The sequence below is a fragment of the Flavobacterium sp. GP15 genome (assembly GCF_014281985.1).
GTDB lineage: Bacteria > Bacteroidota > Bacteroidia > Flavobacteriales > Flavobacteriaceae > Flavobacterium > Flavobacterium pygoscelis.
The window spans coordinates 164,464-186,319 of record NZ_JACFTC010000005.1; the positions used below are offsets into that span (position 1 = coordinate 164,464).

At 32.4% G+C, this 21,856-nt stretch carries 20 protein-coding genes; 15 read left to right on the plus strand and 5 right to left on the minus strand.

Annotation, left to right across the window (positions count from 1 at the left end; genetic code table 11):
* Positions 1-16: 16 nt before the first annotated feature.
* The 8 genes from H2650_RS11835 (at position 17) to H2650_RS11870 (ending at position 10,285) form a co-directional block, all read left to right on the plus strand.
* Positions 17-1,165 (plus strand): efflux RND transporter periplasmic adaptor subunit, encoded by a 1,149-nt coding sequence (locus H2650_RS11835; RefSeq protein WP_188051021.1) that lies wholly within the window; start codon positions 17-19, stop codon positions 1,163-1,165.
* Between the two features lie 8 nt (positions 1,166-1,173).
* The gene (locus H2650_RS11840) at positions 1,174-4,344 is read left to right on the plus strand and encodes an efflux RND transporter permease subunit (protein WP_188051022.1); all 3,171 of its coding nucleotides are present in this window, start codon (positions 1,174-1,176) and stop codon (positions 4,342-4,344) included.
* Positions 4,334-5,734 (plus strand): efflux transporter outer membrane subunit, encoded by a 1,401-nt coding sequence (locus H2650_RS11845; RefSeq protein WP_188051023.1) that lies wholly within the window; start codon positions 4,334-4,336, stop codon positions 5,732-5,734. The genes H2650_RS11840 and H2650_RS11845 overlap by 11 nt, the downstream gene beginning before the upstream one ends.
* Positions 5,735-6,022: 288 nt before the next feature.
* The gene (locus tag H2650_RS11850; protein WP_188051024.1) at positions 6,023-7,576 is read left to right on the plus strand and encodes a response regulator; all 1,554 of its coding nucleotides are present in this window, start codon (positions 6,023-6,025) and stop codon (positions 7,574-7,576) included.
* A 103-nt stretch (positions 7,577-7,679) separates the two neighbouring features.
* Positions 7,680-8,087, plus strand: coding sequence for a tRNA (adenosine(37)-N6)-threonylcarbamoyltransferase complex ATPase subunit type 1 TsaE (tsaE, locus tag H2650_RS11855; protein ID WP_188051025.1), 408 nt, complete (start codon positions 7,680-7,682; stop codon positions 8,085-8,087).
* 11 nt (positions 8,088-8,098) lie between these two features.
* On the plus strand, positions 8,099-8,572 hold the full coding sequence (locus H2650_RS11860) for a GNAT family N-acetyltransferase (RefSeq protein ID WP_188051026.1): 474 nt from the start codon (positions 8,099-8,101) through the stop codon (positions 8,570-8,572).
* A 93-nt stretch (positions 8,573-8,665) separates the two neighbouring features.
* Positions 8,666-9,865 (plus strand): alanine dehydrogenase, encoded by a 1,200-nt coding sequence (locus tag H2650_RS11865; RefSeq protein WP_188051027.1) that lies wholly within the window; start codon positions 8,666-8,668, stop codon positions 9,863-9,865.
* A 36-nt stretch (positions 9,866-9,901) separates the two neighbouring features.
* Entirely contained in the window at positions 9,902-10,285 is a 384-nt protein-coding gene (locus H2650_RS11870; RefSeq protein WP_188051028.1) for a DUF4258 domain-containing protein, read from the plus strand.
* A gap of 174 nt (positions 10,286-10,459) precedes the next feature.
* Here H2650_RS11870 and H2650_RS11875 read toward each other — a convergent pair whose 3' ends face one another.
* Positions 10,460-11,137: a uracil-DNA glycosylase gene (locus tag H2650_RS11875; protein ID WP_188051029.1), complete on the minus strand. Its 678-nt coding sequence runs from the start codon at positions 11,135-11,137 to the stop codon at positions 10,460-10,462.
* Between the two features lie 170 nt (positions 11,138-11,307).
* On the opposite strand from H2650_RS11875, the gene H2650_RS11880 reads away from it, so the two are divergent.
* From H2650_RS11880 to H2650_RS15925, 4 genes are all read left to right on the plus strand, one after another.
* A complete protein-coding gene (locus tag H2650_RS11880) occupies positions 11,308-13,473 on the plus strand; it encodes a DNA mismatch repair protein MutS (protein ID WP_188051030.1) in 2,166 nt (721 codons plus the stop codon).
* A gap of 124 nt (positions 13,474-13,597) precedes the next feature.
* Positions 13,598-14,809, plus strand: coding sequence for a carboxypeptidase-like regulatory domain-containing protein (locus H2650_RS11885; protein ID WP_188051031.1), 1,212 nt, complete (start codon positions 13,598-13,600; stop codon positions 14,807-14,809).
* The gene (locus tag H2650_RS11890; RefSeq protein ID WP_188051032.1) at positions 14,787-15,200 is read left to right on the plus strand and encodes a thiol-disulfide oxidoreductase DCC family protein; all 414 of its coding nucleotides are present in this window, start codon (positions 14,787-14,789) and stop codon (positions 15,198-15,200) included. Before H2650_RS11885 ends, H2650_RS11890 begins: the two co-directional genes overlap by 23 nt.
* Positions 15,201-15,279: 79 nt before the next feature.
* A complete protein-coding gene (locus H2650_RS15925) occupies positions 15,280-15,405 on the plus strand; it encodes a hypothetical protein (RefSeq protein ID WP_255462892.1) in 126 nt (41 codons plus the stop codon).
* Between the two features lie 61 nt (positions 15,406-15,466).
* On the opposite strand, the gene ettA is transcribed toward H2650_RS15925, so the two are convergent.
* The 3 genes from ettA to holA all read right to left on the minus strand — a co-directional run bounded on the left by ettA (position 15,467) and on the right by holA (position 18,493).
* Positions 15,467-17,161: an energy-dependent translational throttle protein EttA gene (gene ettA, locus H2650_RS11895; RefSeq protein ID WP_188051033.1), complete on the minus strand. Its 1,695-nt coding sequence runs from the start codon at positions 17,159-17,161 to the stop codon at positions 15,467-15,469.
* Between the two features lie 70 nt (positions 17,162-17,231).
* Positions 17,232-17,414, minus strand: a complete 183-nt coding sequence (locus H2650_RS11900) for a CAL67264 family membrane protein (RefSeq protein WP_188051034.1) — start codon at positions 17,412-17,414, stop codon at positions 17,232-17,234.
* A gap of 74 nt (positions 17,415-17,488) precedes the next feature.
* On the minus strand, positions 17,489-18,493 hold the full coding sequence (gene holA / locus H2650_RS11905; protein ID WP_188051035.1) for a DNA polymerase III subunit delta: 1,005 nt from the start codon (positions 18,491-18,493) through the stop codon (positions 17,489-17,491).
* Between the two features lie 92 nt (positions 18,494-18,585).
* Between holA and H2650_RS11910 the strand changes: the two genes are divergently transcribed.
* The 3 genes from H2650_RS11910 to H2650_RS11920 are packed head-to-tail and all read left to right on the plus strand — an operon-like array spanning position 18,586 to position 20,927.
* Positions 18,586-19,035, plus strand: a complete 450-nt coding sequence (locus H2650_RS11910) for a type I restriction enzyme HsdR N-terminal domain-containing protein (protein WP_188051036.1) — start codon at positions 18,586-18,588, stop codon at positions 19,033-19,035.
* Between the two features lie 12 nt (positions 19,036-19,047).
* The gene (locus tag H2650_RS11915; RefSeq protein ID WP_188051037.1) at positions 19,048-20,049 is read left to right on the plus strand and encodes a glycosyltransferase family 2 protein; all 1,002 of its coding nucleotides are present in this window, start codon (positions 19,048-19,050) and stop codon (positions 20,047-20,049) included.
* Between the two features lie 44 nt (positions 20,050-20,093).
* On the plus strand, positions 20,094-20,927 hold the full coding sequence (locus tag H2650_RS11920; protein WP_188051038.1) for an OmpA family protein: 834 nt from the start codon (positions 20,094-20,096) through the stop codon (positions 20,925-20,927).
* A 282-nt stretch (positions 20,928-21,209) separates the two neighbouring features.
* On the opposite strand, the gene H2650_RS11925 is transcribed toward H2650_RS11920, so the two are convergent.
* Positions 21,210-21,830, minus strand: a complete 621-nt coding sequence (locus H2650_RS11925) for an L-threonylcarbamoyladenylate synthase (RefSeq protein ID WP_188051039.1) — start codon at positions 21,828-21,830, stop codon at positions 21,210-21,212.
* Between the last annotated feature and the right edge of the window lie 26 nt (positions 21,831-21,856).

Below are 21,856 nucleotides of genomic sequence, written 5' to 3' on the forward strand. Positions count from 1 at the left end.
AAACTCAAGAATAAAAATGAAAAAAAATTCAATATTTACTCTATTTATAGTACTAATTTTAGCCTCTTGCGGTAAAAAAGAAGAGCAGCAAATGCCAGCTCCAACAGCTGCGCCTTTTCCAGTTCAAACAATTACAAAGCAAGATGCTGTTGTTTACCAAGAATATACCGCAAATCTTGAAGGCCAACAAAACGTAGAAATCCGTCCTAAAGTAACTGGATTTATTCAAAAAATATATGTTGATGAAGGACAAGTAGTACGAAAAGGACAACTACTCTTCAAACTAGAAACACAAACGTTAAACCAAGATGCTTCTGCCGCTAAAGCAATGGTACAAGCCGCTCAGGTTGAAGTTGATAGACTAAAACCTCTAGTAGATCGCAAAATTATCAGTAATGTTCAATTGGAAACGGCTAAAGCAAAATTGGCTCAAGCAAAAAGTACTTATGGTAGTATTGCTTCAAATATTGGTTTTGGAACAATCGTTTCTCCTGTGAATGGAGTAATTGGTAGTTTGCCTTTCCGTGAAGGAAGTTTGGTGAATTCAACTAGTGAAATGCCATTAACTACAGTGTCTGATACCAAAATGATACGTGCTTACTTTTCAATGAATGAAAAGCAATTACTTTTCTTCAATAAAACTTTTAAAGGGGCCACAACTGCTGAAAAACTAAAATCAGTTCCAGAAGTTTCTTTACTATTAGTGGACAATTCAGAATACGACCAAAAAGGTAAAGTTGTCACTATGAACGGCTTAGTAAACCCAACAACGGGAACCACTCAATTTAGAGCTGAATTCAAAAATCCTGAAGGTCTTTTAAGAAGTGGAAATAGTGGAATCATTCGTTTGCCAATAATCCAGAAAGATGTTGTAGTAGTACCCCAAAATGCTGTTTTTGAAGTACAAGGAAAACAAATGATTTTTGTTGTAGGTCAAGGAAATAAAGTACAATCAAAAATTATTACAACAAACGGAACCTCAGACTTGAACTTTATTGTTACCGATGGACTTTCTGAAGGTGACGTAATAGTTGTTGAAGGTGCCTCAAAATTGAAAAATGATACAGAAATTATTCCACAACAAATTGATAAAACGAATTCAGAAACTGTAGCTCCAACGGATAAAGAAATAGTAAAAACAAATGCTGCTGCAGCTAAAAAATAATATTTAAAATGTTAAAAACTTTTATAGAAAGACCTGTCCTATCGACTGTAATCTCTATCTTAATAACCATTTTAGGGGTTTTAGGATTGATGGCATTACCAGTCGAACAATACCCTGAAATTGCACCGCCAACCGTTCAGGTTAATGCCAATTATACCGGTGCCAATGCAGAAACCGTATTAAATAGTGTTGTTATTCCTTTAGAAGAAGAAATCAACGGTGTAGAAGGAATGACTTATATGACTTCCTCTGCTGCCAATGATGGTTCTGCTAAAATCTCTGTATATTTCGAATTAGGTGTAGATCCAGATATTGCGGCGGTAAACGTTCAAAATAGAGTATCGCGTGCTACTAGTAAACTGCCTCAAGCGGTTGTTCAAACTGGAGTTACAACGCTAAAAAGTCAAACGAGTGCTTTGATGTTCTTTGCTTTATATTCAAAAAACAAAAATTTTGATGAAACGTATATTCAGAATTATGCTAAAATTAATTTAGTTCCAAAATTACAACGTGTAAAAGGTGTTGGTCAAGTAAACGTTTTTGGATCCAAAGATTATTCGATGAGAATCTGGATTGATCCTGCAAAAATGGCTGCGTATAATGTTTCTCCAAAAGAAATTCAAGCCGCATTGCAAGAACAAAATGTTGAAGCTGCACCAGGGAAATTTGGTGAAAATGCCGAAGGTGTTTATGAATATGTAATTAAATATAAAGGAAGACTTTCTGAAATTGCAGATTACGAAAATATTGTTATTCGTTCTACAGGAAATGGAAATTTCTTGCACTTAAAAGATGTTGCCACTGTTGAATTAGGAGGTTTCAATTATGGAACTAAGAATATTGCAATGGGTAAACAAGGGGTTGCTGTAGGGGTTTTCCAAACTTCTGGTTCTAATGCGCAAGATATTATTACCGAAGTAATGAAAATCTTAGAAGATACAAAACCAGACTTCCCAAAAGGAGTTGATTACGTGATTCCATTAAACACAAAAACATTTCTTGATGCTTCAATTGACAAAGTATTAACCACTTTGCTCGAAGCTTTTATATTGGTATTTATTGTGGTATATATCTTCTTGCAAGATTTTCGTTCGACTTTAATTCCTGCAATTGCAGTTCCTGTAGCTATCGTGGGTACTTTTTTCTTCCTCCAAATATTTGGATTCTCGATCAATATGTTGACTTTATTTGCTATGATTCTAGCCATTGGAATTGTCGTCGATGATGCCATTGTCGTCGTCGAGGCAGTGCATGCTAAACTGGATGAAGGAGCAAAATCAGGAAAAGAAGCAACTATCTCAGCAATGAGCGAAATTACAGGAGCTATTATTTCGATCACAATGGTAATGGCAGCAGTATTTATTCCTGTGTCTTTCTTGAGTGGTCCATCAGGTGTGTTTTACCAACAGTTTGCGATTACTTTGGCAATTGCAATTTTGATTTCAGCAGTTAATGCTTTGACTTTAAGTCCTGCATTATGTGCTTTATTCTTAAAACCTCACAAAGATTCGGATCATCACGATGCCAATTTTAAAGATCGTTTTTTCATTGCTTTCAATTCTAGTTTTGATAGAATGAATAACAAATATGTGAAATCATTAGGGTTTTTGGCAAGAAAAAAATGGATTACCGTTATTGGTTTAGTTGTTTTCTCAGGAATTACATTCCTTTTATTCCAAACGACACCTTCTGGATTTATTCCTAATGAAGACCGTGGAATAATCATGGCCGATTTAACATTGCCTCCAGGAACAACATTAGAAAAAACTGAAAAAGCAGTTAAAGAATTGGATACTATTATAGGTTCAATGGATATTGTTGAATCTAGAATGAGTGTTGTAGGTTTCAGTTTACTGAACAGTGTAAATGGAGGTTCTTATGCTTTTACAATCATTAAATTAAAAGATTGGAAACACCGTAAAGAAGCTAATCAATCCGTTGATGCTGTGGTAAAAGAGTTATTTGGAAAAACAGCCCATTTTAAAGATGCAAGAGCTTTATTTTTCACGCCTCCAAGTGTGCAAGGTTTTGGTTCAGCCGATGGTTTCGAATTAAAAATTCAAGATAAAGGCGATGATGAATGGGCTACCGTAAGCAAAGTGAGCAATGAGTTTTTAGGCGAATTAATAAAAAGACCTGAAATTCAATATGCTCAAACCAATTTTAATGCATCGTTTCCACAATTCCAAATGGATATTAATGTCGAAAGAGCGAAAGATGCTGGAGTATCAGTTTCTGATATTTTCAACACGATGCAAGGCTATTATGGAGGATTGTACACTACAGATTTTAATAAATTTGGTAAGCAATACCGCGTGATGATTCAGGCTAAACCGTCTGATAGAGCTAACGAAGCTTCGATAAACAACATTTATGTAAAGAATGCTGCAGGTCAACAAGTGGCGATCAGTCAGTTTATAAATTTAAAAAGAATTTATGGTCCTGAAGCAGTGGCCCGTTTCAATATGTTAAAAGCAGTAAATGTAAACGGAAAAGCAAAACCGGGCTATAGTTCTGGTGATGCGATCAAAGCAATTCAAGAAGTTGCGGCGCAGCATTTACCTAAAACGTATAGCTACGAATTTTCAGGAATGACTCGTGAAGAAATTCTAGCAGGAAATCAAGCAATTGGCGTGTTCTTACTAAGTTTGATATTTGTTTATTTCTTATTAAGTGCACAGTACGAAAGTTATTTAGTTCCACTATCTGTACTACTTTCATTACCTGTTGGTATTGCTGGAGCGATTGCTTTTGTGAAATTTGCAGGATTGGAAAACAACATTTATTTCCAAGTTGCACTGATAATGCTGATAGGACTATTAGCGAAAAATGCCATTTTGATAGTCGAATTTGCCATACAAAGACGCCGACACGGAATGGATTTAGCGCAAGCTGCCATCGAAGGTGCAAAAGCACGTTTACGTCCTATTTTAATGACTTCTCTAGCTTTTATCTTCGGATTATTGCCTTTGGCTTTTGCTTCTGGAGTTGGTGCCGTGGGTAACCGTTCGATTGGTATGGGAGCTGTAGGTGGAATGTTAGTTGGAACCATTTTAGGAGTATTTGTAGTTCCTATTTTGTTCATCATATTCCAAAGCTTACAAGAAAAAATTTCAGGAAAACCTGTTGTGACTACCGAATCTGATACTATACTTTTAAACGAAGAAAATGAAAAATAAGTTCCATAAAATAGGACTTGTTGTTCTCGCAGCAACAATAATGCAATCGTGTTTTGTTGCCAAAGACTACAAGCGTCCAGAATTAAAAACAGAAAATTTATACCGTAACGAAGTCGTTTCTAATGATACTTTATCCTTTGCCAATGTGGCTTGGGATAAAGTGTTTACGGATCCGCTTTTGCAAGGATATATACAAAAAGGATTAGTTAATAACTTAGATGTCAAAATCGCAATTCAAAACATTGTAGCTGCCGAAGCTACTATGAAACAAGGAAAAGCAGGATACTTCCCTACTCTTTCCGCAGGAGCTGATTGGACACATCAAGAACTTTCCAAAAACAGTCAGTTTGGTGCTTTATTGCAGAACCGAAGCACGGAACAATATCAATTAACAGGAAATCTTTCTTGGGAAGCAGATATTTGGGGTAAAATAAGAAGTAACAAACGTGCTGCAAATGCAAGTTTTCTTCAAACAACTGCGGTAAAACAAGCTGTAAAAACGCAATTAATAGCTAACATTGCCGCTACTTATTACCAATTGCTTTCTGTTGATGCTCAAATCGAATTAGCAGAGAAAACTTTGATTAATAGAAACCAAAGTATCGAAGCTATTGTTGCATTAAAGGATGCTGGTAATGTGACTGAAGTTGGCGTAAAACAAACAGAAGCGCAGAAATATGCCACTGAAATTATTATCGCTGATTTAAAAAACAGTATTATTATTTTAGAAAATAGCATGAGCATTCTTTTAGGCGAAAGTGGATCTAAAATTGAAAGAAGCACTTTTGAAAATCAATTAATGCAACCAACTATTACGCTAGGAGTTCCAGCAACTTTATTAAGAAATAGGCCGGATGTTATCGCTGCAGAGTACAATTTGATTTCTAATTTTGAGCAAACTAATATTGCTAAAAGTAATTTTTATCCAACGTTAAAAGTGACTGCTTCAGGTGGATTGCAAAGTATAGATTTGAAAGAATGGTTTAGTGCCAATTCACTTTTTGCGAATGTAATTACGGGTTTGACTCAACCAATTTTTAACCAGAGACAAATTAAAACTAAGTTCGAAATTGCTAAAGCCAATCAGGAAAAAGCTTATATTCAATTTGAACAATCGTTGTTAACAGCTGGAAAAGAAGTTTCGGATGCGTTAGCACAATATAATAATGAGACTTATAAATTGACCGTTAGAGAAAAGCAAGTGGAGGCATTAAACAAAGCCACTGGTTTTTCTGATGAATTGTTAACTTATGGCTTAGCCAATTATTTAGAAGTATTGACTGTAAAAGACAATGCGCTGAATGCTGAATTGAGTTTGATAGACAATAAATACCAACAATATAAAGCCATAATTCAACTGTATAGAGCTCTTGGTGGTGGTTGGCAATAAACTACTTTTTAATATTATTGATTCAAAAATTAGAAACCACTACTTTCAAAAGTAGTGGTTTTTTTTATGTTGCAGTTTTTTAAAAAAACAAGATTAGTTATTTGAGATAATAAAACTGCAAGTACCGAAGTGTATGAAATCAAATTTTACAAAATTAAAAGTGGTTCCTAAATGATGGTGAACAATTAGAAATCCTCAAAAAATTATAATAATATTAGCAGATAGAAGCTACAAAAAAATGTAATTTGGCACTTTGATTTAGTCATTACAACACTTGTTAGACAACTTATGGATAAAATAAAAATACTTTGGGTAGATGATGAAATCGACCTTTTAAAACCACATATATTATTTCTAGAAAAGAAAAATTACGAAGTAACTACTTGTAATAACGGTCTTGATGCGATTACAATTTTTGAAGAAGACAACTTCGATGTTGTTTTTCTTGATGAAAATATGCCTGGAATGAGCGGTTTAGAAACCCTATCAGAGATGAAGGAGAAAAAATCTTCTATACCAATGATAATGATTACCAAAAGTGAGGAAGAATATATTATGGAAGAAGCCATAGGTTCTAAAATTGCTGATTATCTAATCAAACCCGTAAATCCAAATCAGATTTTGCTGAGTTTAAAGAAAAACTTAGACCACTCGAAATTGATTTCTCAAAAAACAACTTTAGATTACCAGAAAGAATTTAGAAAAATCACCATGGAAATGGCGCAAGTCAACTCCTATGAAGATTGGGTTGAAATGTACAAAAAATTGATTTTTTGGGAGTTGGAATTAGAGAACATAGACGATCATGGCATGATTGAAATTCTAGAATCACAAAAAGCAGAAGCCAATTCGCAATTTGGTAAATTTATCGAACGCAATTATGAAGATTGGTTTGCTCCAAAAGCAGATAAACCCATTCAATCGCATACTTTATTTAAAGAATTGGTTGTTCCTGAACTTAAGAAAAAAGACAAACCTATTTTATTTGTCGTAATTGATAATTTAAGATACGATCAATGGAAGACTTTTGAAAGCGTAGTTGCTAATTATTACAAACTCGAAAAAGAAGTTCCCTACTACTCTATTTTACCAACCGCTACACAATATGCTAGAAATGCTATTTTCTCTGGACTATTGCCGATAGATATGGAGAAACAGTTTCCTCAATATTGGAAAAATGATCCAGAAGAAGGTGGAAAAAACTTATATGAAGCAGAATTTTTATCAGCACAATTAAAACGATTAGGATTAAATATCAAGGAAGATTATTTTAAGATAACCAATCTTGCCGGTGGTAAAAAACTTGTAGAAGGTTTTAAAGCTTTAAAAAACAATGATCTTGTTACCGTTGTTTATAATTTTGTCGATATGCTTTCTCATGCTAAAACCGAAATGGATGTGGTCAAAGAATTAGCTTCTGATGATAAGGCCTATCGCTCTCTAACGTTAAGCTGGTTTAAGAATTCGCCTTTGTTAGAAATCATTCAACAAGCTCAAAAATTAGGATTTAAATTAATTTTAACAACAGATCACGGTACTATAAATGTAAAGAATCCATCAAAAGTAATAGGAGATAAAAATACCAGTTTAAACCTGCGTTATAAAACCGGTCGAAGTCTTACTTATGAATATAAAGATGTTTATGCCGTAAAAGAACCAAAAAACATTGGTTTGCCAGCCATAAATATGAGCAGTTCCTATATTTTTGCAAAAAATGATTTGTTTTTAGCGTATGTTAATAATTACAATCATTATGTAAGTTATTATAAAAACACCTACCAACACGGAGGAATTTCATTAGAGGAAATGATTATTCCTTGCTTGATTTTTAGTCCAAAATAAATAGAAATAGTAAATCTCCTAAATTGAATTTTCATTAGGTTGATAAAGATTTTAGGAGATTTAATTTTATTTTTGCAACAGGAAATATTGAAATAATACAACTATGGAAATTGAATTTTTAATAGATCAACTAGAAGTGGTTGCTCAAAAAATAATTAGTGCTAATCCCAATAAAGTAATCCTTTTTCATGGAGAAATGGGCGTTGGAAAAACAACTTTGATCAAACAATTATGTAAAGTTCTAGGTGTTAAATCTGCAACTAGTAGTCCAACCTTTTCTTTAGTTAATGAATATGAAGCTACTAATAATCAATTAGTTTATCATTTTGATTTTTACAGACTCAATCAAGAAACAGAAGCTTTAGATATGGGAATTGATGATTATCTGTATTCTGGAAATTGGTGCTTTATCGAATGGGCAGAAAAGATTCCAAATTTAATTCCTGAAGCACACTCTACGATATCGATTTCTATACTTGAAGATGGAAAACGCTCTCTAACTTTAAATTAGTAAATTCTATTATGAATTCTGAAAATAATTTAGAAATTATCCCTTTTACTATAGAAGAAAAAGACGCTATCAAAACCCTTAATTTAGAATGGCTGAATAAATATTTTAAAGTAGAACCCAATGATGAAATTGTGTTATCAAACCCAAAAGCTGAAATAATTGATAAAGGAGGCTTTATATTTTATGCCAAATACAAGAATCAAATTATAGGAACTATTTCTTTATTAAAGGTTACTAACGATTGTTTCGAATTAAGTAAAATGGCAATTACAGAGAAAATTCAAGGATTGGGTATTGGAAAAAAACTTATCGAATATTGTTTGACTTATGCCAAGGAAAATAACATATCCAAACTAATTTTATATTCAAATAGACGCTTAATACCCGCTATTCATTTGTATAAAAAATATGGTTTTGAAGAAATAGAATTAGAACATGGTATTTATGAAAGAGCGGATATCAAAATGCAGAAAATAATTTTTTGATTTTTGATATTTTATAAATTCACCCTTCCATCAAAACTATTGTATTCTTATATAAAACTTTTACGTAAATTGTACCTCTAATATAACGAGCTAATGCCAATTACCAACACACCTTTTACCAAACAGCAGCTTTTGCCTCAAGAAGAAAAACTTGAAGTGGCGAGACAAAAAAGCGAACTTTTTATTGGTATTCCAAAAGAAACCTGCCATCAAGAACGTCGCATTTGTTTAACACCCGATGCTGTAAATTCACTTACCTATCACGGGCATCGTGTAATGATTGAATCTGGTGCAGGACTAACCTCTAGTTATACTGATAAAGAATATTCTGATGCAGGGGCAGAAATCACGAACGACACTAAAAAAGTTTTTAGTTGCCCAATGATTCTTAAAGTAGAACCAGCAACAACCGCAGAAATAGCCATGATGAATCCTCAAACGATTTTAATCTCTGCTATTCAGTTAAAGACTCGAAAGAAAAAATATTTTGAAGCCTTAACAAAAAAGAAAATTACCGCATTAGCATTTGAATATATTAAAGATGAAGATGGCACGTATCCTGCCGTTAAATCCTTAAGCGAGATAGCAGGAACAGCCTCAATCCTTATTGCAGCTGAATTAATGATTACAAATGAGTTTGGAAAAGGATTGCTATTTGGCAATATTACCGGAGTTCCGCCTACAGATGTTGTAATATTAGGAGCAGGAACCGTAGGAGAATTTGCCGCAAAAACAGCAATTGGTTTGGGTGCAACAGTAAAGGTTTTTGATAATTCTATTACCAAACTACGACGTCTTCAAAACAATTTAAACCAACGCATTTTTACATCTACCATACAACCTAAATCTTTATTAAAAGCACTTAGACGCTGTGATGTTGCCATTGGCGCGATGCGCGGTAAAGAAAGATGTCCTGTAATTGTAACCGAAGCAATGGTAGAACACATGAAAAATGGTGCCGTAATTGTTGATGTTAGCATCGATACAGGTGGCTGTTTTGAGACTTCAGAAGTGACCTCGCATGAAAAACCGACTTTTGTCAAGAGTAATGTATTGCATTATTGTGTTCCCAACATCCCTTCTCGATATTCAAAAACGGCTTCGCTCTCCATCAGTAATATTATATCGCCTTACCTGTTACAAATCGCTGATGATGGCGGAATTGAAACTGCCATACGTTTTGACAAAGGACTTAAAAATGGAGTGTACATGTACCACGGAATTCTAACAAATGCTGCCATTGGCGACTGGTTTGATTTGCCCAATAACGACATCAATTTAATTGTTTTTTAAGGAAACTTTCAGCTACCTTTGCCAAAAATATAATTCATGAAATTTATACATCGTTTTGCTTACTATTTAGTAGGTTTAGTAATTGGAGTGTTTTTTGTCTCTTTAGTTTTTAGCGGTAAAGATACCCGTTGTAATTATTTTCCAAACGCAAGAGTTCTAAATGATCTACGAAATAAGCCCTTTCATTATTCCGAAAAAGCATCTCAAATACTAGCTGAAAAATGGATTGATACTACCGATATTAAAAATACTTTGCAATTTGGTGATGTCGTTTTTGATGAAAGTAATGTTATTGTAAAAAAAGGAAAATTATACGTAATTGAAGGTAAAACAGTCAAAAACCAAGAAATTATTTTAAAGGTCATCAACTATGAAAATAAAGCGGTTTTAGATGATATAATCAAAAAAGAAAAAGAGTAAATATAATGATTTCGTTCTAATTTGGGCGTGCCACCATAAAAAACAAGGGCTCCTTACATTGTTGTGAGGAGCCCTTATTTTTTATGCTGTCGGGCTTTACGCGCTACTTCGGTAGCTAGCTTCAATCCCTCACGCAATCTAGAATAAAACAGATACATCTACTTTCTAATATTACTACTCCGTAATCCAGTTAATTGTTTCTTTACCATTTTGCTTTAAATAAGAATTCGTTTTACTAAAATGTTTATTCCCAAACCACTTTCCTTGATTAGCGCTCATCGGCGACGGATGTCCAGACTCTAAAACTAAATGCTTGTTTCTATCTATCTTAAGTCCTTTTTTATGCGCAAAAGCGCCCCAAAGTAAGAACACTACATTTTCTTTTTTCGAAGAAATATGATCGATAACAGCATCGGTAAAAAGATTCCATTTTAAATGTTTGTGACTATTTGGAGTGTCTTTTCTTACCGTCAACGAAGCGTTCAAAAGCAAAATTCCTTGCTTCGCCCAATCTTCTAAATTGCCTGAAGTAGGCAAAAAAATCGTTCCCAAATCATCACTCAGTTCTCGATTGATATTTCTCAGAGAAGGCGGAATACGAACAGTATCATTTACTGAAAAGCACAATCCATTTGCTTCACCATTTCCATGATAGGGGTCTTGACCAATAATAACCACTTTTAAATCTTTAAAACTACAAGATTCAAAAGCCGAAAAAATTAATTCTTTTGGCGGAAAACAAATATTTGTCTTGTATTCTTCAGCCACACTTTCCATTAAGTCAGCAAAGTAAGGCTTCTGTATTTCATCTGACAAAATAGTTTGCCATTCTGGATTAAGATTCGTTTGCATAAATAATTGTTATGTTACAAAGATACACAGAGTAATGGCTGAGAAGTAATAAGAGAAGATAATATTTCACTTAAAAAAACCACAATAAACATTCTTTAATTCTTTGTGAATGACTGTTAATTAGTCTTAACTATTAACTATTTTTGTGTCGAAAAGAATTTTATAGATAAATGATATCCATCACCGAAAAGACATTACAAGATTTACAATTCCCAACCGTTCTCGAAACGATTTCGGCAATTTGTAATACCGATATAGGAAAACAAAAAGCACTTGAAATAACTCCTTTTAAAGACAAGGAAACTTTGATGAAGGCCTTAATGCAAACATCAGAATATGTGTCTTCTTTCCAAAACAACAATGCCATTCCAAATCATGGTTTTGATGCTATTACGCATGAAATAAGATTTCTTGCCATTGAAGATAGTTTTCTTGAAGTTGGAAGTTTTAGAAAAATAGCAACAATATCCTCTACCGTTAATTTTTTATTGAGTTATTTTAAAAAATTTGAAGACTATTATCCTAATTTAAATTCTCGGGCTTTACAAGTCGAATTTACAAAGGATATTATTACCATGACCGACGAAATCGTTGATAAATATGGTGAAATAAAAGACAACGCTTCACCCGATTTATTAAATATTCGCAGGAATATGAATACGGTTCGCGGTAAAGTAAATCAGAGTTTTGGTACAGCACTTACGCAATACAATGCTCTTGGATATTTAGATGATATTAAAGAAAGCTTTGTTCAAAATCGCAGAGTTTTAGCAGTTTTGTCTATGTATCGCCGCAAGGTAAAAGGATCTATTTTAGGAAGTTCTAAAACAGGAAGTATTGCCTATATCGAACCCGAAGCAACACTAAATTATTCGAGAGAACTGAGCAACTTAGAATACGAAGAAAAAGAAGAAATTACTAGAATTCTAAAGCAATTAACGAACCAAATTCGACCTTTTTTACAGTTGCTGATTGACTATCAAGATTTTTTGAGTGACATTGATGTAATTGCTGCGAAAGCTAAATATGCAAATCGCATTAATGGAATCCTGCCCAACATCACCGATAATAGACGTTTGTATTTCAGAGAAGCCTTCCATCCTATTTTGTATTTGAATAACAAACAAAAAAACGAAATTACCCATCCGCAAACTATTGAATTGGCTCAGGAAAATAGAATCATAGTTATTTCTGGACCTAATGCTGGTGGAAAAACGATATCGCTAAAAACGGTTGGATTGCTGCAATTGATGTTGCAATCGGGAATGCTAATTCCGGTTCACGAACGCAGTGAAACATTCTTGTTTGATAGAATATTAACAGATATTGGAGACAATCAATCTATTGAAAATCATTTAAGTACCTATAGTTATCGATTAAAGAACATGAACTACTTCTTAAAGAAGTGCAACAGGAAAACAATGTTCCTAATTGATGAATTTGGTACGGGTTCTGATCCTGAGTTAGGAGGCGCATTAGCCGAAATTTTCTTAGAAGAATTTTATCATAGAGAAGCTTTCGGGATTATAACGACCCATTATTCTAATCTAAAAATTTTAGCAAACGAATTGCCTTTTGCTACAAATGCCAACATGCTTTTTGATGAAAAGTCATTAGAACCAATGTACAAACTTGCATTAGGACAAGCGGGAAGCTCATTTACATTTGAAGTAGCTCTGAAAAATGGAATCCCTTTTGGCTTAATAAATCGCGCCAAAAAGAAGATTGAAGTAGGAAAAGTACGTTTTGACAAAACCATTGCTACTTTACAAAAAGAGCGTTCTAAAATGGAAAAAACTTCGCAAACGCTAAAGGAAGAAGAAACAAAAGCACGTGAAGAAGGCAAGAAAATGGAAACAATTAATGTCAAAATCAAACAAAAACTGGAAAGTTATCAGGAGTTGTATGACAGCAACCAAAAAACAATTTACATTGGTAATAAAATAGAAGATATAGCGGAGAAGTATTTTAATAATAAAAATAAAAAAGATCTTATCGCTGAATTTTTAAAAATTATCGAAATAGAAAATTCCAAAAGAAAAAAAGCAACTCCTAAAGAGGCCAAAGCTATTGTTGCCAAGAAAAAGGAAGTTATTGAGGAAGTGACTGTTCATGTAGAAGAAATTAGAAAAGAAAAAAAAGAAAAGAAACTTAAACCTGTTATTGAGAAAATTAGACACATTTTAAAAGTTGGTGATCGAGTACGTATGCTGGATGGTAAAGCAGTTGGAAGTATTGAAACTATCGAGAAAAATAAAGCAAATGTAAATTACGGAATGTTTATGTCTAAAGTAAGTTTGGACGAATTAGAATTAGTTGAAGCGGTTAAAAAGTAATTTAAATTAGAAAGAAATTTAAATTGATGATATGTATTTATTTTAAATCAGAAACAATTTAAAATAAGATTTTTATTACGTATTTTATATTAATTTAGCTTTGAGATTTTAAACCAAATTATTTATGAAAATTATAAATATTCTATTATTACTCTGTATTGGTATTACAAATGCACAAAATAACAAATTAGAGGAAGTTACAAATAATGCAAAGATTCTATTTTCTAAATTGCAAGAAAAAGAAAAAAATCCTCTATATATTGTAAATGGAATTACCATAGAGGATTACGCTGTGATTTCATCTATTAAACCTGAAGACATAGAAGGTATTGTAGTGCTTAAAAAACAATCCGAGATTGAAAAATATGGACAAAAAGGTGAAAATGGAATTGTAGAAATAACTCTTAAATATTCTGATAATAAGAAACTTGAACAATTAATTAAAAAAAATAGCGTAATTAAATTTGAAAAAAATAATTATAAAATTATAATTTCTGGTTTGATTTCTGATAAAGATGCCAATCCCTTGGCAACTGTAGTGATTTCAAATCTTACCAAAAAGGAAGCTTACCATTCAGATAGTAATGGAAATTACTTAATTAGAGCATCAAACGAAGACGTTTTAAATTTTACTCTTAGAGGTTATGAATCTCAACAAATTATTGTTAACAATCAAACAATTCAGAATGTAGTTTTAAAGAAAGTCAATACTAATTCTGAAATAATGATTAAGAAACCAGTTGTTTATCTATATCCAACTGCAAAAACAGATATTACCTTTTCATTTAATTTTAATGGTATTTTATCAACTACTTTTCCAAAATATGAATCAAATTGGCAATTAACGGCTTATCCAGATGGAAAAATTTTCGATAAAAAAACAAATCGTTTTTATTCTTCTCTCTTTTGGGATGGTAAACAAACTTTTTCTGAGGAACATTATAAGTATAAAACTGGATTTACAGTTTCAAAAAAAGATTTGACAAATTTTTTAATAGAAAAATTGGAAATTTTAGGTTTGAATACTTACGAAACAAACGATTTTGTCCAGTATTGGTTGCCTATTTTAGAAAAAAATGAAACTAATTTTGTTCATTTTTACAGCAATTCAGATTATGATGTTTTTTCAACCAATGCTGTAAATCCAAAACCAGAAACTTCTATTAGGGTTTTTATGGAATTTTATGCTGTAGAAAATAAGACTGAGATTCCAGAACAAAAACTTGTAAAAACGCAGCGCAAGGGTTTTACTCTTGTAGAATGGGGCGGTGCTGATGTTACACAAGCGGTGCAAAATTTAAATTATAAATCAAATGCAAAACCTTCCTCAAAATAAAAAAATCATTCTCTTTGATGGCGTTTGCAATCTTTGTGACTCAGCGGTACAGTTTATTATTAAGCACGATAAGAAGGATGTATTTAGATTTGTATCACTGCAATCTGATACGGGAAAAGAAATAAGTAATTATCTCGGAATTAGTAGTGAAAAGTTAAGTAGCATTATATTATACCAACCAGGATATGCCTATTACCATAAATCACAAGCTGTTTTTGAAATTGCAAAAGAATTGGGTGGACTATTTTCTATAATCCCAATATTTTCTTTTTTACCCACATCACTTACTGATTCTTTATACGATTATGTTGCAAAAAATCGTTATAAATGGTATGGAAAAAAAGAGGCTTGTATGATTCCAACTCCATCGTTAAAGTCAAAATTTTTGTAATAAATGAATTTATGATAAATATCATTACTTTTATATTTTAAGTAGTATATATTTGACCAATCTTTAAATTCACTTACACATGAAAGACACTTCACTTTTTACTTGGGATAACGGAACATTTATAATGATTGTCGTATTTGGTTTGGTTATAGTAGGACTGGTTGCGGCAGTTTTAATTATGATGAATTCTGACAAAAAAAAATAAAGCATAAAAAAAGAGGATGTCTATTAAGACATCCTCTTTGCTGTTCGAAAATGATTGAATTTTAGCTTCTAATCAATTTTCTATATTTCAATCGTTTTGGAGTTAAATCACCACCAAGACGTTTTTTCTTATTCTCTTCATATTCAGAGAAACCACCTTCAAAACAATACACTTCAGAGTTTCCTTCAAAAGCTAAAATATGAGTACATATTCTATCTAAGAACCATCTGTCGTGAGAAATAACTACTGCACAACCAGCAAAACTCTCTAAACCTTCTTCTAGTGCACGAAGCGTATTAATATCCAAGTCATTCGTAGGCTCATCTAGTAACAATACGTTTCCTTCTTCTTTTAAAGTCATGGCAAGATGCAAACGGTTGCGTTCTCCACCAGATAACATAGAGACTTTCTTGTTTTGTTCTCCACCACCAAAATTAAAACGAGATAAATATGCTCTAGAATTCACTTGCTTGCCTCCCATCATTATCAATTCCTGACCATCTGCAAAGTTCTCCCAAATTGATTTGTCAGGATTAATGTTAGAGTGCGCTTGATCTACATAAGCAATTTTCACTGTATCACCAATCAAAAATTCACCAGAATCTGGTTTTTCTTCACCCATAATCATTTTGAAAATAGTCGATTTACCAGCACCATTTGGTCCAATAATTCCAACAATTCCAGCCTGTGGTAAAGTAAAATTCAAATTATCATATAATAATTTTTCACCAAAACCTTTAGCTACATTTTTAGCTTCAATAACATTGGTACCTAAACGTGGACCATTTGGAATGTAAATTTCTAAATTTTCATCCAATTGTTTTTGATCTTCGTTTAGTAATTTATCGTAGTTCTGTAAACGCGCTTTTTGTTTGGTTTGACGTCCTTTTGCTCCCTGACGTACCCAATCCAACTCACGTTCCAAATTTTTTCTACGTTTTGAAGCTACTTTTTCTTCAAGCGCCATTCTGCTCGATTTTTGGTCTAACCAAGAGCTATAATTCCCTTTCCACGGAATTCCTTCTCCTCTGTCTAACTCTAAAATCCAACCAGCAACATTATCCAAGAAGTATCTATCGTGCGTTACAGCGATTACAGTTCCCGCATATTGTGCTAAGTGTTGCTCTAACCAAAGTACACTTTCTGCATCCAAGTGATTCGTAGGTTCATCTAAAAGCAATACATCAGGTTGTTGCAATAACAAACGACATAAAGCGACACGACGGCGCTCACCACCTGATAAATTTTTAATTGGAGTATCACCTTCTGGAGTACGTAAAGCATCCATGGCAATTTCTAATTTAGTATCGATTTCCCAAGCTCCTAATGCATCAATTTTATCTTGCAAAAGTGCCTGACGATCCATCAACTGCTCCATTTTATCAGCATCTTCATACACTTCTGGCAAACCAAAACTGTCATTTATTTTGTTGAACTCATCCAGAACTGCCATAGTTTCAGCAACTCCTTCACGTACAATCTCTATAACCGTTTTAGTATCATCTAAAATTGGCTCTTGCTCTAAATATCCTACTGTATATCCTGGTGCAAAAACAACATCACCTTGATAATTTTTGTCAACACCAGCAATAATTTTTAGTAAAGAAGATTTTCCAGAACCATTTAAACCTAAAATACCAATCTTAGCTCCATAAAAGAAACTCAAGTAGATGTTTTTTAGTACAGGTTTATCTGCACCTTGATAGGTTTTACTCAATTTTGACATTGAGAATATCACTTTTTTATCGTCTGCCATAATTCTTATTTAAAGTTTTTTTTGTTTATTTTTAAAGTTACCTCAATTTAGACAAGGAAACAAATCTGTACTACAGTCTTCCTTTAAGAGAACTAAAAACCCAAGCATTAGCTAAAAAGCCAACTCCTACGGCCACAAATCCCCATCCAGAAACTTCCCTGTAGCGAAAAGCTCCTAAACCAATTAATAGTAATCCCATTAAAATCATTATTAAGGTTGCCCAACCTAATATCGTATTCTTATTCATTCCCATAAATGTGGTATTTTAATTTTATCCAAATTTCGATACTTCGAAACGGATTTGCAAATATCGGTAATTTTTACCCTTTAATTAAATATTTTATAAAGCATTTCTCTTAATAAATCAGATTGAGACAATGCGTTAGCACCTACTCCTTTACTCTTTATGTCGATATCTCTCAATGCAGTTACAATCTGGCTGACTTTTTTCATTGGATAATTCTTTAAAGCCACATCATATTCTTTTAAAAAAAAGGGATTAACACCAATTACAGACGCTACATTCTTGGGGTTTCGATCTTTTAATCCATGGTACTTTAGCAGTTGAATAAAAAAGCCAAAAACTAAACTGGTTGTTACTACCAATGGATTATCTTTTGGATTTTGAGCAAAATTTTCAGCTATGGTATAGGCTTTTAGTTGGTTTTTTTCTCCTAAAGCTTTGCGTAATTCAAAAACATTAAAATCCTTACTAAAGCCAATGTTCTCTTCTATATCCTTTGGAGAAATAGTACTTCCGACTGGCAAAATAATTTGTAGTTTTTGAAGTTCATTATTTATTTTACTTAAATCTGTTCCTAAGAACTCTACTAACATTGCAGTTGCTTTAGGCTCAATGGCGTATTTTTTGCTTGACAAAACACGTTTGATCCAATCTCCTACTTGATTTTCATAGAGTTTTTTACTTTCAAAAACAACACCTGTTTTGGCTAAAACCTTAGTTAATTTTTTTCTCTTATCTAAGGTTTTATATTTATAGCAAAATACTAAAACCGTTGATGCCATAGGATTTTCGGCATAAGCTTCTAGCTTGTCAATAGTTCTAATTAAATCCTGCGCTTCTTTGACAATTACCACTTGTCTCTCGGCCATCATTGGATAGCGTTTAGCTGTCGAAATAATATCTTCTATTGACACATCTCGTCCGTATAAAACAGTTTGATTAAAGCCTTTTTCTTCTTCAGTAAGTACTTTTTCCTCGATATAATCAGATAATTTATCAATATAATAGGGCTCTTCTCCCATTAAGAAATAAATGGGCTTGATGTTCCCACTTTTTATATCATTTACAATTTTTAGTACTTCATCCATTTTTTTTTCTTTCAATTTCCAATTTTCATCTGCTTTGAACCTTGGCAAAGATTAAACTTTAATCTTTAAATCTTATTTTATACTTTTGCTTAATGCAGCAATTAAATTTTTCCAGTTATAAATTTCGTTTCAAAAATAGCGAAAATAAAGTGTCTATTTTTGATGAAATCAGGAAAAAATTTATCATACTCACTCCCGAAGAATGGGTACGTCAGCATGTAATCCAATTTTTATTGGAGGAGAAAAAATATCCAAAATCGCTCATCAATGTCGAGAAGGTTTTAAAGGTCAATGGCTTACGCAAAAGATACGATGTTGTAGTTTTTAATTCTGATGGTTCTATTTTCATTTTAATTGAATGTAAAGCGCCAGAAATTAAAATTGCTCAGGCTACTTTTGACCAAATTGCTCGCTATAACATGACAATGAAAGCTCAGTTTTTGATGGTGACTAACGGATTGAATCATTACTTTTGTCAAATGGATTTTGAAAATGAAAAATATCAGTTTCTTACTGAATTACCAATTTATCAAATCCAATAATCAAATTTTGAAATGAAAATAGCAGTTGTTATACTAAATTGGAATGGAATGTTGTTGCTGGAAAAATTTCTTCCATCCATAGTTGAATATTCTCCTGAAGCAACAATATACGTGGTTGACAATGCCTCTACTGATGATTCTAATTCTTATGTAAAAGCTTTTTATCCCTCGATTAAAATTGTAAAAAACGAAAGCAACTTAGGCTTTGCCAGTGGTTATAATGAAGCATTAAAATGTATTGATGCAGATGTTTATGCTTTAGTAAACTCTGATATTGAAGTAACTAAAAACTGGCTTGATCCCATTATTAAAACTTTTGAAGCCGAATTGAATACGGCTATAATTCAGCCTAAAATTCTTGATTATAAAAGTAAAGAATATTTTGAATATGCAGGAGCAGCAGGTGGTTTTATTGATCAATATGGATATCCTTTTTGCCGTGGTAGAATTTTTGATACTTTAGAAAAAGACAACGGACAATACGATGACAATTGTGAGATTTTCTGGGCTTCTGGAGCCTGTTTTTTTATTAGAAGTCAAGTTTACAAAAAATTAAATGGTTTTGATGGTCAGTTTTTTGCACATCAAGAAGAAATAGATTTATGCTGGCGTGCTATAAATGAAGGGTATAAAATAAAATACAATTCAGAATCTGTCGTTTATCACGTTGGAGGTGCTACATTACAACAAGGAAACCCGATGAAGACTTTTTTGAACTTTAGGAATTCCTTACTAATGCTGACAAAAAACCTTCCAAAAGAGAAATTATATACCATTTTATTAGTACGTATGCTGTTAGACGGAGTTGCAGGCTTGCAATTTTTATGCAAAGGAAAACCAAAACATTTATGGGCAATACTAAAAGCGCATTGGTCTTTTTATGGTTTTTTTGCTGTCTATTATAAAAAAAGAAATAATTTTCAACAACAGCAATACTATAAAGTGCAAAGTATCGTTTACTCTTACTACATTAGGAAAGTTATTTCATTTAACGATTTATTTAGAATTAAATAGAATATAAAAAAGTAACTTTGTAATTAACACTATAAACTAAATTTATGAAAAAAATCGTAATCGCCTTATCAGTTATGGCTCTTTTAACTTCGTGTGTTTCCAAGAAGAAATATACTGATTTAGAAGCTAGAAATAAAGAAACTCAAGACTTACTTAATACAGCTACTGTAAAATTAAATTCTTGCTTAGAAGAAAAAGCAGGTCTTGCAGCTAGAGTTGATGGATTGAAAGAACAAAATCAAACCTTAATTAGTACTTCTAAAGATATGACTATCTTAACTACAAAAGGTGCTGAAAATATTGAAAAAGCTTTAGAATCAATCAAAGAGAAAGATTTAAAAATTAGTAGAATGCAAGACGCATTAACTAAAAAAGATAGTGTCACTCTTGCCTTAGTTACAAGTTTAAAAAGCTCAGTAGGTATTTCTGATCCAGATATCGAAATAAATGTTGAAAAAGGAGTTGTTTTTATCTCAATTGCTGACAAATTACTGTTTAAAACAGGAAGTTATGATGTAACAGATAAAGCAAAAGCTGTTTTAGCTAAAGTTGCAAAAGTAGTAAATGACAAACCTGATTTTGAATGTATGGTTGAAGGACACACGGATAATGTTCCTTACAATGGATCAGGAATTTTATTAGACAACTGGGATTTAAGTGTAAAACGTTCTACTTCTATTATTCGTGTATTAACGAATCAATTAGGTGTTAAACCAGAACAATTAATCGCAGCTGGAAGAAGTTCTTACATTCCTTTAGTATCTAATGATACTGCAGAAAACAGAGCACGTAACAGAAGAACTCGTATTGTTGTATTACCTAAAATCGATCAATTTTACGATATGATTGAAAAAGAAATGAAAAAACAACAAAAATAATCTTCGGATATAGATAAAAAAACGCCTCATATTTGAGGCGTTTTTTTTTTATCTATGAATTTTATCCTTTTTGGTTAAGAAAATATATGACTCTATACTCAGGGAGAAAAAAAAAAGCAGGTCAAATGACCTGCTTTTACCTATCCTTAATTTTTCTTTAACAACCAATTAAATACAATTAAGAATAAGATACTACTATTTTTAACTTACTAAGTAAATATTTATTGGTAAACATACTAAATCTTAGTTGATTTTAATAGTTTATTTGCCAAATAATGCTATTTATAAAACGTCTAAATCTCCTTTACCTTCTCTCACTACAATTGGCTCATCACCTGACAGATCAATTATGGTAGATCCTACATTATCTCCATAACCACCATCAATGACAAGATCTACAAGATTCTGCCATTTTTCAAATATAAGCTCAGGATCAGTGGTGTATTCTATTACATCATCCTCATCACGTATTGATGTAGAAACAATCGGATTTCCTAACAACTTAACGATCTCTAGCGCTATTGAATTATTTGGAACCCTGATACCAACAGTAGTCTTCTTTTTAAATTCTTTAGGTAAATTATTATTCCCTGGTAAAATAAACGTGTAAGGTCCTGGCAAAGCTCTTTTTAATATCTTAAAAGTAGCAGTATCTATTTGCCTTACATAATCAGATAAATTACTAAGATCGTGACAAATAAAAGAGAAATTTGCCTTCTCTAGTTTAATTCCTTTGATTTTAGCAATGCGCTCTAATGCTTTAGTATTTGTAATATCACACCCTAAACCATATACTGTATCGGTTGGATAAATAATTAAACCACCATCTTTTAAAACCTTTACTACTTTAGCTATAGCCGCTTCATTGGGTTTGTTTTCGTATATTTTTATAAATTCTGCCATTTTATTTTTTCTTTAATGTTTTATTT